15 protein-coding genes are annotated in these 14,167 nt (G+C 65.2%); 10 read left to right on the top strand and 5 right to left on the bottom strand.

Annotated features, from left to right (window positions below):
• The first annotated feature begins 9 nt into the window (after positions 1-9).
• The 3 genes from galT to CH276_RS09025 are packed head-to-tail and all read left to right on the top strand — an operon-like array spanning position 10 to position 3,401.
• Positions 10-1,125 (top strand): galactose-1-phosphate uridylyltransferase, encoded by a 1,116-nt coding sequence (gene galT / locus CH276_RS09035; RefSeq protein ID WP_094629196.1) that lies wholly within the window; start codon positions 10-12, stop codon positions 1,123-1,125.
• Positions 1,122-2,288 carry a galactokinase gene (galK, locus tag CH276_RS09030; protein ID WP_094628898.1) on the top strand — a complete coding sequence of 389 codons (1,167 nt, stop codon included), beginning with the start codon at positions 1,122-1,124 and terminating at the stop codon, positions 2,286-2,288. The genes galT and galK overlap by 4 nt, the downstream gene beginning before the upstream one ends.
• A gap of 21 nt (positions 2,289-2,309) precedes the next feature.
• The gene (locus CH276_RS09025; protein ID WP_094628896.1) at positions 2,310-3,401 is read left to right on the top strand and encodes an ABC transporter ATP-binding protein; all 1,092 of its coding nucleotides are present in this window, start codon (positions 2,310-2,312) and stop codon (positions 3,399-3,401) included.
• 7 nt (positions 3,402-3,408) lie between these two features.
• Here CH276_RS09025 and CH276_RS09020 read toward each other — a convergent pair whose 3' ends face one another.
• Entirely contained in the window at positions 3,409-4,059 is a 651-nt protein-coding gene (locus tag CH276_RS09020; protein ID WP_094628894.1) for a cutinase family protein, read from the bottom strand.
• 196 nt (positions 4,060-4,255) lie between these two features.
• On the opposite strand from CH276_RS09020, the gene CH276_RS09015 reads away from it, so the two are divergent.
• Both CH276_RS09015 and CH276_RS09010 read left to right on the top strand, forming a co-directional pair.
• Positions 4,256-5,299: a hypothetical protein gene (locus CH276_RS09015; protein ID WP_094628892.1), complete on the top strand. Its 1,044-nt coding sequence runs from the start codon at positions 4,256-4,258 to the stop codon at positions 5,297-5,299.
• 144 nt (positions 5,300-5,443) lie between these two features.
• On the top strand, positions 5,444-6,274 hold the full coding sequence (locus CH276_RS09010) for a MerR family transcriptional regulator (RefSeq protein WP_094628890.1): 831 nt from the start codon (positions 5,444-5,446) through the stop codon (positions 6,272-6,274).
• Here CH276_RS09010 and CH276_RS09005 read toward each other — a convergent pair.
• Both CH276_RS09005 and CH276_RS09000 read right to left on the bottom strand, forming a co-directional pair.
• The gene (locus CH276_RS09005; RefSeq protein WP_032397091.1) at positions 6,262-6,444 is read right to left on the bottom strand and encodes a hypothetical protein; all 183 of its coding nucleotides are present in this window, start codon (positions 6,442-6,444) and stop codon (positions 6,262-6,264) included. The two genes, CH276_RS09010 and CH276_RS09005, sit on opposite strands and share 13 nt — an antisense overlap.
• 39 nt (positions 6,445-6,483) lie before the next feature.
• The gene (locus CH276_RS09000) at positions 6,484-7,116 is read right to left on the bottom strand and encodes a DedA family protein (RefSeq protein WP_094628888.1); all 633 of its coding nucleotides are present in this window, start codon (positions 7,114-7,116) and stop codon (positions 6,484-6,486) included.
• 135 nt (positions 7,117-7,251) lie between these two features.
• On the opposite strand from CH276_RS09000, the gene CH276_RS08995 reads away from it, so the two are divergent.
• From CH276_RS08995 to CH276_RS08985, 3 genes are read left to right on the top strand one after another with little or no spacing between them, the layout of a single operon-like run.
• Positions 7,252-8,526: a sensor histidine kinase gene (locus CH276_RS08995; protein WP_094628886.1), complete on the top strand. Its 1,275-nt coding sequence runs from the start codon at positions 7,252-7,254 to the stop codon at positions 8,524-8,526.
• Positions 8,517-9,173, top strand: a complete 657-nt coding sequence (locus CH276_RS08990; RefSeq protein ID WP_094628884.1) for a LuxR C-terminal-related transcriptional regulator — start codon at positions 8,517-8,519, stop codon at positions 9,171-9,173. The genes CH276_RS08995 and CH276_RS08990 overlap by 10 nt, the downstream gene beginning before the upstream one ends.
• A complete protein-coding gene (locus CH276_RS08985) occupies positions 9,170-9,943 on the top strand; it encodes a DUF4097 family beta strand repeat-containing protein (protein ID WP_094628882.1) in 774 nt (257 codons plus the stop codon). Before CH276_RS08990 ends, CH276_RS08985 begins: the two co-directional genes overlap by 4 nt.
• A 20-nt stretch (positions 9,944-9,963) precedes the next feature.
• Here CH276_RS08985 and CH276_RS08980 read toward each other — a convergent pair whose 3' ends face one another.
• Positions 9,964-11,184, bottom strand: coding sequence for an FAD-binding domain-containing protein (locus CH276_RS08980; protein WP_094628880.1), 1,221 nt, complete (start codon positions 11,182-11,184; stop codon positions 9,964-9,966).
• 44 nt (positions 11,185-11,228) lie between these two features.
• Positions 11,229-11,456 (bottom strand): zinc ribbon domain-containing protein, encoded by a 228-nt coding sequence (locus tag CH276_RS29355; protein ID WP_254923875.1) that lies wholly within the window; start codon positions 11,454-11,456, stop codon positions 11,229-11,231.
• A 200-nt stretch (positions 11,457-11,656) separates the two neighbouring features.
• Between CH276_RS29355 and fmdA the strand changes: the two genes are divergently transcribed.
• Both fmdA and CH276_RS08960 read left to right on the top strand, forming a co-directional pair.
• The gene (fmdA, locus tag CH276_RS08970; protein ID WP_094628876.1) at positions 11,657-12,913 is read left to right on the top strand and encodes a formamidase; all 1,257 of its coding nucleotides are present in this window, start codon (positions 11,657-11,659) and stop codon (positions 12,911-12,913) included.
• A 324-nt stretch (positions 12,914-13,237) separates the two neighbouring features.
• On the top strand, positions 13,238-14,167 hold a 930-nt coding region (locus CH276_RS08960; protein WP_141214682.1), incomplete at its 3' end, for a DUF222 domain-containing protein.

Below are 14,167 nucleotides of genomic sequence, written 5' to 3'. Positions count from 1 at the left end.
ACGCATTCGATGCGCAAGACGTCGACCACTCTGGCCGACGGCCGTGAGCTGATCTACTACGACGACACCGAGCCCTATCTCTCCGGTGGAGCCACCCGCGATCTGGTCGATACCCGGGCCCTCTCACCGTCGATGTCCCAGTCGCAGATGCGATTCGACGTCCTCACCGGGGAGTGGATCGTCATCGCGGCGCAGCGAATGGACCGCACGTTCCTGCCGCCGGCCGACGCGTCGCCGTTGGCACCGAGCCGACCGGACCGTCCGGCCACGGAGATTCCGGCGGCCGACTACGACGTGGTGGTGTTCGAGAACCGCTTCCCGTCCCTGTCCGAAACGGCAGCGCAGCAATCACTTCCGAGCGAGGTGGACGGCGAAGCGCTGTGGCCGATGGCCCCCGGCACCGGGCGGTGCGAGGTGATCTGCTTCGCGAGTGACCCCGATACATCCTTCGTCGCGCTGGAGCTCTCTCGAGTCCGCACCATCATCGACGTCTGGGCCGATCGCACCACCGCATTGTCCGCGATCCCCGGTGTCCAGCAGGTGTTCTGCTTCGAGAACCGGGGTAAGGAGATCGGCGTCACCCTGACCCACCCGCACGGTCAGATCTACGCGTACCCGTACCTGCCGCCGCGCACCGATGCGCTGATTCGTCAGTCTCGCAAGCACTTCGAGAGAACGGGCCGGGTTCTGCTGGCCGATGTGCTGGCCGCCGAGCTGCGTTCGGGGCGACGCATCGTCGTCGATGCCGAGCATTGGGTTGCATACGTGCCTGCAGCATCGCGGTGGCCGGTCGAGGTACATCTCGCTCCGCGTCGCGACGTTGCAGATCTCGCCGAGTTGAGCGGTGCCGAGCGGGACGAGCTGGCCGTGGTCTATCGGGATCTGTTGCGTGGAGTCGACGCGTTCTTCGAGGGCGTCGACGAGGTGCCGTACATCGCGGCGTGGCACCAGGCCCCTGTCGGAGCAGATCGCGAACTGGGACGCCTGCATCTGCAACTGTTCTCGATGATGCGCTCACCCGGTCGGATGAAGTTCCTCGCCGGATCGGAATCTGCGATGGGAGCCTGGATCAACGACACCACTCCCGAGCGGATCGCAGACCGGATGCGCGAGGTGCTCGCGTGAACTGGCTCGACGTGATTGCCGACGAGGATCTCGCCGACGGTGCCGCCGCGCTGTTCCGCAGTGCACTTGGCGGTGAACCCGACGGCGTCTGGATCGCTCCGGGTCGCGTCAACCTCATCGGCGAACACATCGATTACGCGGGGGGACTGGTGTTGCCCTTCGCGCTGCCGTATGCCACCGCGGTTGCAGTGCGTCGCCGCGAGGACACGACCGTGCGGGCCGTGTCGACGCACACCGAGCAGTCGTGGACCGGAGAGCTCGACGAGATCGGTCCGGGCACCCCGTCGGGTTGGGCGGCTTATGTGGCGGGAGTGTCCTGGGCTCTCGGTGAGCATGGAGTCGGCGGAGTCGACGTGGCCGTGCATTCCTCGGTGCCGGTGGGTTCGGGGCTGTCGAGCTCGGCGGCGCTGGAATGCTCGTTCGCCCTCGCGCTCGACGATCTGTTCGGTCTTCGGCTCGACCGAAAGGTGCTGATCGACGCCAGTATTCGCGCCGAGAACGAGATCGCCGGCGCGTCGACGGGCGGCATGGATCAGAACATCGCGATGTCGGCCGAGGTGGGACACGCGCTGCTGCTCGACTGCCTGGACGGTTCGACGCGTCAGATCCCCCTCGATCTGGCCACGTCGGGAACGCGCTTGCTGGTGATCGACACCAACGCCCCGCACCGTCTGGTCGACGGTCAGTACGGAGCCCGGCGCGCCGCCTTGGATACGGCGTACGCCGAGTTGGGGGTGACGACGTTACGAGGTCTGGATCTCGAGCGGGCGGTCTCGGGACTCGGCGACGAGACGTTGATCGCCCGAGTCAGCCACGTCATCAGTGAAATCGGGCGCGTGGAGCAGGCTGCCGAACTCCTCGACCGCGGTGCCGCAGGTGCCGAACTCGGTGAGCTGATGACCGCGTCGCACAGGTCGTTGCGTGACGACTACGAGGTCAGTTCTCCCGAACTCGACAGCGCAGTCGACGCGGCCCTGCGGGCAGGCGCGTACGGCGCTCGGATGACGGGCGGCGGATTCGGCGGCTCGGCCATTGCGCTGGTGCCCTCGGAACTCGTCGAGACCGTGGCGAACGAGATCGCCTACAGTGCAACACGATCCGTGCTGCCGGAACCCACCTTTCTCACTGCCGAGCCCGCCGGCTCCGCACATCGATTCTTCTAACCCATACAAAGGAGCACTCCCATGGCACAGGTCACGTACGAAGGAGCCACCAAGCTCTACCCGGGATCGGACGTCGCGGCAGTCGAATCGCTGGACCTCGCCATCGAGGACGGCGAATTCCTGGTGCTCGTCGGGCCTTCCGGTTGCGGTAAGTCCACCTCACTGCGGATGCTCGCCGGTCTGGAGGACGTCGACTACGGTGCCATCAAGATCGGCGACCGGGATGTCACGTCACTTGCGCCCAAGGAACGCGACATCGCGATGGTGTTCCAGAATTACGCGCTGTACCCGCACATGACCGTCGCCAAGAACATGGGTTTCGCGCTGCAGATCGCCGGAATGGACAAGGCCGAGGTGGGCCGACGCGTCGAGGAGGCTGCGAAGATCCTCGATCTCACCGACTACCTGGGCCGTAAACCCAAGGCGCTCTCCGGTGGTCAGCGGCAGCGCGTCGCGATGGGCCGCGCGATCGTGCGCAACCCGCAGGTGTTCCTCATGGACGAGCCGCTGTCCAACCTCGATGCCAAACTCCGCGTGCAGACCCGCACTCAGATCTCGTTGCTGCAGCGCAGGCTCGGCACCACCACCGTGTACGTCACCCACGATCAGGTCGAAGCCATGACCATGGGTGATCGCGTCGCCATCATGAAAGCCGGTGTGCTGCAACAGTGCGCCAGCCCCAAGGAGCTCTACGAGCACCCGGTCAACGCATTCGTCGCAGGATTCATCGGATCGCCCGCGATGAATCTGTTCGAGGTGGACGTCGTCGCCGGTGCCGCGAAGCTCGGATCGCTGTCGGTGCCCATCGAGCGCACGATCTCCGATCGAATCGACGGCAGCCGCGTCACGATGGGCGTCCGACCGGAAGCGTGGACGCTTTCCGACTCCGGTACCGACATCGTCGTCGACGTCGTCGAGGAACTCGGCGCGGACGCCTACATCTACGGCCGGACCGTCGAGGACGCGTCGAACCTCGGTACCGTCGGGGCGCAGATCATCGCGCGAATCCCCGACATCGCTACCCCGTCGCAGGGCGATGTCCTCCGCATCGCCCCTCGCGCCGAGGCGGCCCACTACTTCTCGACCACGACGGGATTGAACCTGCGCCGCTGAGATCGGGTCAGCTACGAACTCGAGCCGCTGCGAATTGGGCACCGGCGGTGGTGGATCCGTCGATTGCGTACCGAAGGTGCGCGAGAACATCGAAGCCGCCGATCTGGCACACCGGGTCGCCGACCGTGCAGAAACTCTGCGTGCGCGGGCCGTACGTGGCGCTGGCGGTCTCGATCTTGCTGCCGCGGAGCCCGAGCGGGTTGCCGAACACCACCACCGCGTCGATGCGGTCGGCGATCTCCGCCGGGATGACGGCTCCGGTGTTGCTGCTGCTGGTCCGCAGACCCACAGCGTTGGTCACCACGGTGGCCCCTTGTGAGTATCCCCCGATCACGAACGTCGTCGACGGGCACGACGCTGCGACGGACGTGAGGTGTTCGACGAGGTCCCGAGATCCCGGTCCGGCGCTGGCCTGTGTGACGTCGGCCGCGTAGTTCACCGCGTACGTACTGATCGAGCGGTCCGACAACTCCGACTTCAGCCGATCGACGAACGGCCCGCCGGTGATACCGAGGCCGGGGAACTCCGCGGTTCCACGGGCGAAGGCCACGTCGACATCCGAGCACGGGGCAGCGTTCGCCACACCGGTGGGTTGGGCCACGAAGAATGTGGAAGCAGCAAGTACTGCAACCGAATACGATGCCAGACGCTTGTTCATGAAGTCTCTCCTCGGTCGGTGAGTGCGCAGGTCGAACCCTAGCCGTGTCGTACCGCCGGGTTGGAAGTTTCCGGCGAAGTCTCAGCTACCGCTGTGGTCCTCCAACTCTCGCGTCTCAACGTCTGTTGCGCTACTGTCCTCGGCGGGGTGAGTCCGATCTGCACCGATTGCGGATCCAGATGTTCCGGGGGAACACGTGTCGAAGAAGTGGTTGCGCGGCGTCGTGGTGTCTGCAGTGGCGGTCGCGTTGTGTCCGATCGCCACGGTCTCGGCGGATCCTGCGCCGAGCCCGGCACCGGCCACCATCATGGGGTCCATCGACGACGGACCGGGCACCTTCAGCGTCTTCCGTACCGTCGACAGTGGTCAGCGCCCCACCGCCGAGGACAACGCTGCGTGCAACGACTACTTCGGCACCCCGCGTTCGCTGACCGTGGTGGAACGGCTCGACGCACGGATGTACACCTTCACCAACGACCCGTCGACGGGCTTCCTGCAGAACCCGACGGCCCAGAACGTCGGACCGATCTACGTGTGCGACGGACCCCTGCTCGACGGCCAGGCCTTCCTGGATCAGTGGGGTGCTCTGACGGCTCCCGGCCTCGGCACGCTCTCCATGTACGGCCCGTGCGGGCTCGAGTTCATGATCGGTTCGCCCGGACGCGCGGCCGTCGATTGTGTGATGCGAGTGAACCCCAACGAATCCGGGGTGGTCGACGGCGTCGCGACCAGCAACTCGATCGCCAATCCGCTTCGCCTGCCGGACGGTCGCACCGGCTCGCTGTGGACCCTCTACACACTCGGTGACGGCACTGCCCCTGTGCCGGAACCCGTTGCAGGAACACCGCAACCGACCGGGTCGGTGAAGTACAGCGTCGGACGCGAGGTGAACTCGGTTTCGACCGGAAGCACTCCCGCATGCCCGGGTGGCGTGCGCACCACCGAGATCCACGCCGTCTCCGTGGACGCCGCCACCGGCGCGGCATCGACCGAGCCGTCCGCGGACGTGGCGGCCACCGCATCGATCTGCTATCAGAACCCGTCGACTCCGGATTTCGGCGCATCGCTGAGCATCACCAGCTACGGCGTCACGCCTGCGCTCACGGCCACGTCCACCGGGCAGTGCCGTCGTACCGATCTGCCCATCGAACCGGGCACCGTACAGCAGTCCTGTGGCTTCACCCTGCCGCCGCAGCCGGCTCTCGGCCTGACCGGTGGCCAGGTGACGCGGCCTCGATAGCGACTCTGGAGCGTGCCGGAGGCGAGAAAGTCGACTGCATCGGGTCGGTGGTTCGTTTCCGGATTCCCGTGCTGTGAAGGTCGAGTGCACCCAACTTTCTGCGCTTGACCCTCACACTGTGTGAGACGAGAACCTCGGAGGGTCATGTTCAGCATTGGAGAGTTCGCATCGATCGGCCGGGTGTCGGTTCGTATGCTTCGGCATTACGACGAGATCGGGTTGTTGACGCCGGCGCGGGTTGATCCGTTCACGGGCTATCGCTCGTACGACGGTTCGCAGTTCGAAGTTCTGGGACGCATTCTGATGTTCAAGGACCTCGGGTTCAGGCTCGACGAGGTGACACAGATCGTGCACGGCCAGGTCGATGACGATCGGCTACGCGAGATGCTCACGGCCAAGCGCGATGATGTCGCTCGTCGGCTCGATCTCGACGCCGCTCGCCTGCGCCGCATCGAAGCGCGACTCTCCCACACCGAAGGGATTTCGATGATCACCGTGGATACCAAGTCGTTGCCGGCCACCCGTATTGCCGTTCTCACCGAGACCGCCGCTGGCTTCGGCCCCCAGAACATCGGACCGATCATCGGTCCGATGTACGCCCGGCTCGCCCGGACACTCGCCGGGCACGGCGTAACGTTCGGACCGTCGTCCATCGCCATGTACGAGGCCGTCGACGACGGAGACGGCAGCGGCGTCACCGTGCATGCCGCATTCGAGGTGGGACCCCAGGTCGTGGGCGGTGAGGGCTACGAGGTGCGCGAGCTACCGCCCGTCGAGGTCGCGGTGACCACCGTCCACCACGGTTCGATGGCCACGATCGGCGAAACCTGGGAGCAGTTCATCGCATGGATAGAGGCGAACGGCTACGAACTCTCTGGCATCTGCCGCGAGTTCTACCTGGTGTCCGAGCCGCAGCCGCAGGAGAATTGGGTGACCGAACTGCAGCAGCCGGTGGTTCGACGTCAGGACGCCTGAGCGAACTCCACGAGGGCGGTGCACTGGCAACCGCCGGTGACTTCCTCGCATTCGAGCACCAGGAAGTGACGTACGTACTCGAGATCCACGCAGTCCGGCTCCGTGCACTCCGCACCGCCGACCGCGTGGATCACGAGTGTGCCGTTGCAGGTATCGAAGCGTGCGGACATGCGAATCCCTTTCTGTCGTATCTCTCTACCTCCTTGATATCACCGGGCTCCGACAAGTTCGGGAGAAGACGAGCGTGTTCGACGCCTGAGCTGGGTAGCAGCCATGATGGTCAGAGCCGGAATCCAGGCGTATCCGAGCGCGGTCCTGATGACCGTCCGGTCACCCAGCCACGCTCCGACCGACACCAGTACACCCGCCCACACGACTGCGGCCAGCAGGCTGAGCGCCGTGTACTCGCGGTGCCGCAGTGAGGACGTCGCGACCAGCCGGGGCGTGATGGTGCGGATACCCCCGATGAGGTGTCCGACGATGGCGACCGCGCGTGGCCTCGATCGCGCCTGTGTGGTCAGCCCGAGGACGACCCTCATCACCGCGGCAGGCAGAGCCGACTCAGCTCGTCCGAGACCCAACACGGTGCCGGTGCGGCGACTGTGCCAGAACGCCCACTGCGCACCCATGCTCGACGCCACCGCCGCGGTGACGACGGCAGGCAGCCACGGCACCACACCGATCGACGTCAGCACCCCGAGCGTGATCGGCACGCTGTTTCCCGGTGTGAAAAGACCGAGCAACGACGCGGACTCGAATGCCAGCAGTACGAAGACGACGGCAAAGACGACCCACACGGGCACGGACGACAACCGGTCCACATCGAGGATGTTCAGGTTCATACCTGTCGAATCTCGTCGTCCGGACCGCGGAAAACACCACGATCGACCCACGGACCGACGGTAGGGCCAGCCCTACCTCGGGCCGTGGGTTCACAGTGCCGACAAGCCGACGACACCCGACTTAGGCTGATCCGCATGAACGAGGCACTACCGATTCCCCTGAATCCGCTCAGGGCATGGATCTCGCCGAACTGGTGGCTGGTGGTGGCGTCGCTGCTGGCATCGACGGTCGCCGGGCTCGGCGGCTGGATGATCCTGGGACTGCTGGTACTCGCGGTGTGCGCATTGCCGTTTGCGCTCAGTGGTGTGCTCGTCTTCGCGCTGACGATAGTGGCGCTCCGGTGGATGGACCGTGCAGTGCGTGCCGGAATCGGTTTCACCGGTGGAATTTCCATCGAGGGCCCAGAACCGACCGTGTACCCGACCAGTTGGCGCAGGTTCATCTGGTGCCTCCGCGATATCGGATTGTGGAAGTCGTTCTGCTACTGGCTCCTTCGGATTCCGGTCTCGGCCGTTCTGCTGTTCTTGCTGCCGGCGCTGTTCGTGGTCCTGCCGGTTCTGGCGGCGGCACCGGTCGCCTGGATCGTGACGAACCCGGTCGGTAATCAGCTCGAAATCGGAGATCGGGTGGGCTATCCGTTCGTCGCGCTGGTCGGCTTCGCCTCGCTGGTGACCTTCGTCGCGGGGGTTCCACTGCTGCTCACAGCTCTGGCGCGGCTCGACTGGTGGAGTGCCGCAGCCCTTCTCGGCCGATCCGAATCCAGTAGGCGGGTCGACGAATTGACGGTGAGTCGTGCTCGCGTCGTCGACGCTGCCGATGCCGAACGCCGCCGCATCGAACGCGATCTGCACGACGGGGCCCAGCAGCGTTTGGTATCGGTGGCAATGTCACTGGGGCAGGCCAAGTCGCGCGCCTCGGCGACGGACGATGCGGTACTGAAAGGCCTGCTCGACGATGCCCACCGGGAGGCCAAGAACGCGATCGGCGAGATCCGTACCCTCACGCGCGGTCTGCACCCGCCGATTCTGACCGACCGCGGTCTCGACGCCGCTCTGTCGTCCGTCGCGGCGTTGTGTGCTGTACCGGTCACTGTTCGTATCGACCCCGCCCTCTCCGGTGATCGACGCCCGGACGCGACGGTCGAGTCGACGGTCTACTTCGTCGTCTCCGAGGCCCTGACCAACGTGAGCAAGCACGCGAAGGCCGCCCACGTCCGAGTCGATGTCTCGAAAGTCGAGTCCGCCGTGCGAGTGACGGTGGTCGACGACGGTTGTGGGGGAGCGCATCCGGCACCGGGGGGCGGTCTGGCCGGGCTCGAGGACAGGCTCAGCGGAATCGACGGAACCATGTCCATCACGTCGCCGTCCGGCGGCCCGACGCGGCTCGAGGTGAGCATCCCGTGCGAGTGATCATCGCCGACGATTCGGTTCTGTTGCGAGAGGGTGTGGCTCGCCTGCTGATCGATACCGGAGCAGACGTGATCGGGAAGGTGTCCGATGCGTCGGAACTGCTCGCGGCCATGTCCGCTGCCGATCCGCTTCCCGACGAGTGCGTGATCGACGTACGCATGCCGCCGACCTTCCTGGACGAAGGTCTGCGCGCAGCGCTGGTCATTCGCCAACGGTGGCCCGCTGTAGGAGTTCTCGTGCTCTCTCAGTACGTGGAGGAACGGTACGCAGCCGAACTCATCCGGCAGAGCACGGACGGCGTCGGATACCTGTTGAAAGACCGGGTGGCCGACGTGGACGAGTTCGCCGATGCCGTGCGGACCGTTGCGACCGGTGGAACCGTCATCGATCCCGAAGTGGTGCAGCAGATCCTGGCGCGGGCCCCACGGTCGGATCCACTCGATTCGCTGACTCCGCGGGAGCGGGACGTGTTGACCGCCATGGCCGAAGGCAAGTCGAACGCCGGAATCGCCGCTGCATTGGTGGTCGGTCAAGCTGCCGTGGAGAAGCACATCGGAAACATATTCGCCAAGCTCGGTCTACTCGGAGACAGTGCCGATCACCGCCGCGTCATGGCCGTCCTACGATATCTGGGAGCGATTCAGTGAAGAAGTCATTGTGGCGCAACGTCGTTGCGGTGTCGATCGCCATAGCTGTCGTGGGCGTGGCGGGCGCGGCGACGACGGCCACGATTGCCTACGGCTTCACCATGCCCAAGATGCAGTCGTTCGACTACGCCACCGACGCAGCGATCACCGGGAAGAATCTCTCGCTCACGACCGGATTCGCCCACGTGTCGGTGTCCATGAGTCCCGACTCGGAGGTGCACGTGCGGGCCGACGGTTCCTATCGAGGCGACACTCCGACCATCGACATCAGTGACGACGGGTCGAACATCGCTGTGGAATGCTCCTACCGGAAGCGCAGCAGTTGCGACATAGGTCTCGAACTACGGATACCGTCGGGCCTGACACTCGATATCGATGGCACCACAGCCGATGTCGAGCTCGTCGACGTCGACGCGCAGACATCGGTGTCCACCTCGGCGGGTTCGGTGATCTCTCGGGGATCTGCCGGAACCCTGAACATAACAACACGATTCGGCGACGTGGACATCACCGATGCGGCCGTGTCGGCACTGGAGGTGGACACGACGTTCGGTCGGGTCGCCGTTGATTCCAGGCTGCCGCCGGATTCGTTACGTGTGCAGAACATGCAGGGCGACAGCATGATCGAACTCCCGCCGGCCGATTTGTACGACGTCGAGGCGACGTCGGAGAAGGGAGATGTCGAGATCGACGTCGTCGACGATCCGAGTTCTCCGAGGTCGGTATCGGTCAGCAGTGAAGAAGGCCGGATTTCGGTGCTGCGGAGATAGCTCCGGTCGAGGACCGCCGTTCAATGACTGCGTCGCCACGCGCTGAACGACCGTACCGAGGATGCGGTCGGTCGGAACAGCCACGGCCACGGATGCAACTCGACCGGGGCTATGGCGTCGGCGATGCGGGAGAAGCCGGGAACGGGTGCCCAGGTGGTAGCCAAGGAGCGTCCGGAGAGCTCGTCGGACACTCTGCCGCGACGTACCTCCAACGGGCGGGTCGACGCGATCTCACCGAGCGTCTCGGCGAGCAAGACCAGCCTCTTGCCGGAGAGCCTGAGTTTCCGCAGGAGCGGCTCGTCGAAGACGAACACCGCGGGTCGATCGGTGTCGGCGGCCAGTGCCGGGTCTGCGGTGCCGAGTGACTCTGCCGTTATCCACACCTGTTCTGCGCCAGTGCCTTCCGCATGGGCGGGGCCGGCGGGAATCGGTGCCTTGTTCAGGTCGGGACCGTCGACCGCCGGGCCGAGCTCGTCGTCGGGCCAATTCTCGATGGGGCACGCATCTTTCAATGCGCAGTTGCGGCACAGGGACGGTGCTCGCTTGTTCACCTGCCACCGGCTGAATCCGTAGACCTTGCCGCTTCCGGTACCGACGGTCCACTGCCAGCCGAGGCGGTTGGCTGCGCGGGAGCCGTCGAGTAGATGGGCGAACATCTCGTCTTCGCCGTCGCGCCACGTCGCCCCGGCACGGACTGCCCACTGGGAGGCGAGCCACATGCGGGTTTGGTTGACCAGCCAGCCGTCCTGGTGCAATTCACCCACCACCGAGGACATGCAGTTCATCTCCTCGGGCCACGGCTGCGCGGTCCAGCCCTGGGGTCGCGGCTGCTCACGGCGTAGCGAACGACCGAGATCGGATCCGGTGCGCGCGTAGAGATGACGCGCGTATTCCTGCCACATCAGTTCGTCGCGATAGCGGGAACGGTCGCGTGGGGGAGCGTCGGCGACCGCGTCCCATACCTCCCGCAGCGTCAGCAGCCCGTGTCGGATGTAGGGCGACATGCGGCTTGCACCTCGGCGATTCACCGGTAGAACGGTGCTGCGATCGCGCGCATATCCGGTGATGTCGAGTCCGGCCAGCGCGGTATCGGCAGCGGACTGCCCGCCGCGAATGCCGCCGGCCGTGATGGCATCCGGACCCTCGCGAGTCAGATCCCCCAGATGCTCGGCGACCCAGTCGACGACGTCCTCGGTGGTGGAGCCGTCGGCAATCGACGGGGGAGCTGGAAGCGTGGGCATGGCGTCGGACTTCCCTGTCGGCGCGAAAGGGAAACGCGGAGTCGTCAGGGGCGCGGCAGGCGGCGATGCAGTGGATTGGACGTGGTCCTTGTTGCGGATCTGCCGGCCGGAGGTAGAGACGAGACCACGGCAGGTGTGTCCGCAGTGGCGCGCGAGGCGTCGTGTGCCTTCATCGCAGCGCTGTTCCCACGTCCGAGAGCAGGCGAGGAGATCTGTCGTGGGGCCGCGTCGCCGCACTCCGGGCACGTCACCTCGGATGGCGCGTCCGCCATGGAGAATCTCTGCTCGACGGGGGCGCATCGTCGCGCGCAGCGGAAGCTGTAGGTGGGCACGCATTCGAGAGTAGCGCGATGTGGCGCATCAGCAACGTTCCGGCACAACGTCATACAAGGTTTACATGCCATATCCGACCGGATGGACCGCGACGGTGCAATGATCGAGGCAGGAGAATCCGCGCAACCGGAGGTGCCTCGTGCCCGAACTGCTGTTTCCGCTCGACTCGACGAAGAGTTTCACCGAGCAGGAGGTCGTCGGCCACAACCGATGGCATCCCGATATCCCGGCGGCGGTCACAGTCAAACCCGGTACGTCCTTTCGGGCCCACTGTCGCGAATGGTTCGACGGGGCCATCCACAACGACGATTCCGCCGAGGACATCCTGAATGCGCCGCTCAACAACGTGCACACACTGTCAGGGCCCTTCCACATCGAGGGTGCAGAGCCCGGTGACCTGCTGATCGTCGACATCCTGGACGTGGGTCCGATACCGCAGGAGGATTCGGGTCCGCTGGCCGGCCAGGGTTGGGGCTACACGGGGATCTTCGCCAAGCAGAACGGAGGCGGATTTCTCACCGATCGATTCCCCGATGCGTACAAGGCGATCTGGGACTTTTCCGGTCAGACCACCATATCTCGCCACGTGCCGCACGTGAAGTACACCGGCATCACCCATCCCGGGCTGATGGGGACCGCGCCGTCGGCTGCCCTGCTGGCGAAGTGGAACGCCCGTGAAGGTGCGTTGATCGCGACAGATCCGAATCGGGTTCCGCCACTGGCCCTTGCACCCGAGCTCGACGGTGCAATCCTCGGTTCCTTGAGCGGCGACGAATTCACCCGTGTCGCAGGTGAAGCCGCACGTACAGCGCCGCCCCGGGAGAACGGTGGAAATCAGGACATCAAGAACCTCACCAAAGGAACCCGCGTCTTCTATCCGGTGTTCGTGCCGGGCGCGAAGTTGTCCTTCGGTGATCTGCACTTCTCGCAGGGTGACGGGGAGATCACGTTCTGCGGTGCCATCGAGATGGGTGGCTTCATGGACCTGCACGTCGACCTGATCAAGGGCGGTATGGAAACCTACGGGGTGAGCGAGAACGCGGTCTTCATGCCCGGAAACACCGCGCCGCAGTACTCGGAATGGATTGCCTTCTCGGGCATTTCGGTGACCGTCGACGGTGAGCAGAAGTATCTGGACTCCGACCTGTCGTACCAGAACGCATGCATGCACGCGATCGACTACCTCACCAAGTTCGGCTACAGCCCCGAGCAGGCGTACCTGCTACTGGGATCGGCTCCGATCGAAGGACGCCTGTCCGGGGTGGTGGACATTCCGAACTCCTGTGCCACCGTGTACATCCCCACGGCGATCTTCGATTTCCCGATAGCGCCCTCTGCGGGCGGACCGTTCCAAATCGACCCGGGAATGGGTGCTCCGAGGGCGCAGTTCTCCTGAGGCGCATGGGCGAATGCCGCAACTGTGGATGCTCGAGGACATGGAACCCTGGCCTGACGAACCAGCCGTAGGTGCGGTGTTCTCACCCACGACGTACTGGGCTTCACCAGAGCAGATGGAACTTCCCCCGCAGGTGTGCGCCGAGGTGCCGGCTCGGGTCGAGGCCGTGCATATCGATGGCAGAACGGAGAGGATCGCTCACCTCGGTGACGGCTTCACCACCATGATGGGTGACGAAGACCCGATAGGCGACCGATCTGCGGTATGGCCATACGGGGAACGTGCGTTCGAAAGTTTGTCGGTGGGTCGCGATAGATTCTTTGCATGCTTTCGGGGGACGGCGGATCAGGGGTGGACGGCATCGAGACGGTGCCGCCCGCCCCTGCGGTGTCCGATCCCGACTTGTCTGCGCTGGTCGACCGGATCGAGTCCGCGATCGCGGAATTAGCGGAACAGTCGTCGGTAGCGTGGTCGAACGCGGACCGGCGCGCGGTGATCCAACGGATGGAAACGGCGACGAGATCCCTGACGGCGCACTCGTACACCTGGCTCAACGAGCTGATCTCACAGCACGGCCTCGATGTATACCCGGGATCGGTGCCGTCGTCGGTGGCGTGGATGCTGCGGATCACCCCACGAGCAGCCGGAGCACGGGTGCGTCTGGCTGCGGAGTTGGGTGACCGCACCGCCTTCTCGGGGGAAGTCCTGCCGCCGTTGCTGCCGCACACTGCTGCTGCGTTGCGGGCGGGGCTGCTCGATGCCAAGCATGTGCAGATGATCCGCGAATTCTTCCGCCATCTGCCCCGGGATGTCGATCCGCAGACGCGCGAGCTCGCCGACGAACAACTGGCGGGCTACGCCTCGACCAGGCGACCCGACGATTTCGCACCGTTGGTGGCGCACCTGGATTCGATCCTCAATCCCGACGGCGACCACGACGAGGACGAGGACGAGGACGAGGGGAAGCCCCCGAAACCACCGAAACGCAGGGATGCGTTCTTCTACCTCGGTGAGCAGGGTGCCGACGGAATGTCGGAAGGAAAATTCTGCGTCGACCCCGAACTACGGGCCTACCTCGAAGCCTTGTTCTCCAAAGCCGCGAAACCGGGCGTCAACAACCCCGCAGACCCGACATCGGTCGTGCACGACGAGACCGGCGGCAAGGACAGCACGACCCCTGGTGCCGAGAGTGACGGTGCGCGTCCCGATCCTGCAGCAGCCGAACCGGATTCGCCCACACCGAGTGGCGTCTGC

It is taken from the genome of Rhodococcus sp. 06-470-2, assembly GCF_002258235.1.
In the GTDB taxonomy this organism is placed as follows: domain Bacteria; phylum Actinomycetota; class Actinomycetes; order Mycobacteriales; family Mycobacteriaceae; genus Rhodococcoides.
The sequence above is the reverse complement of the archived record's forward strand: the minus strand, read 5'-3'. Positions and strand labels throughout refer to the sequence as shown.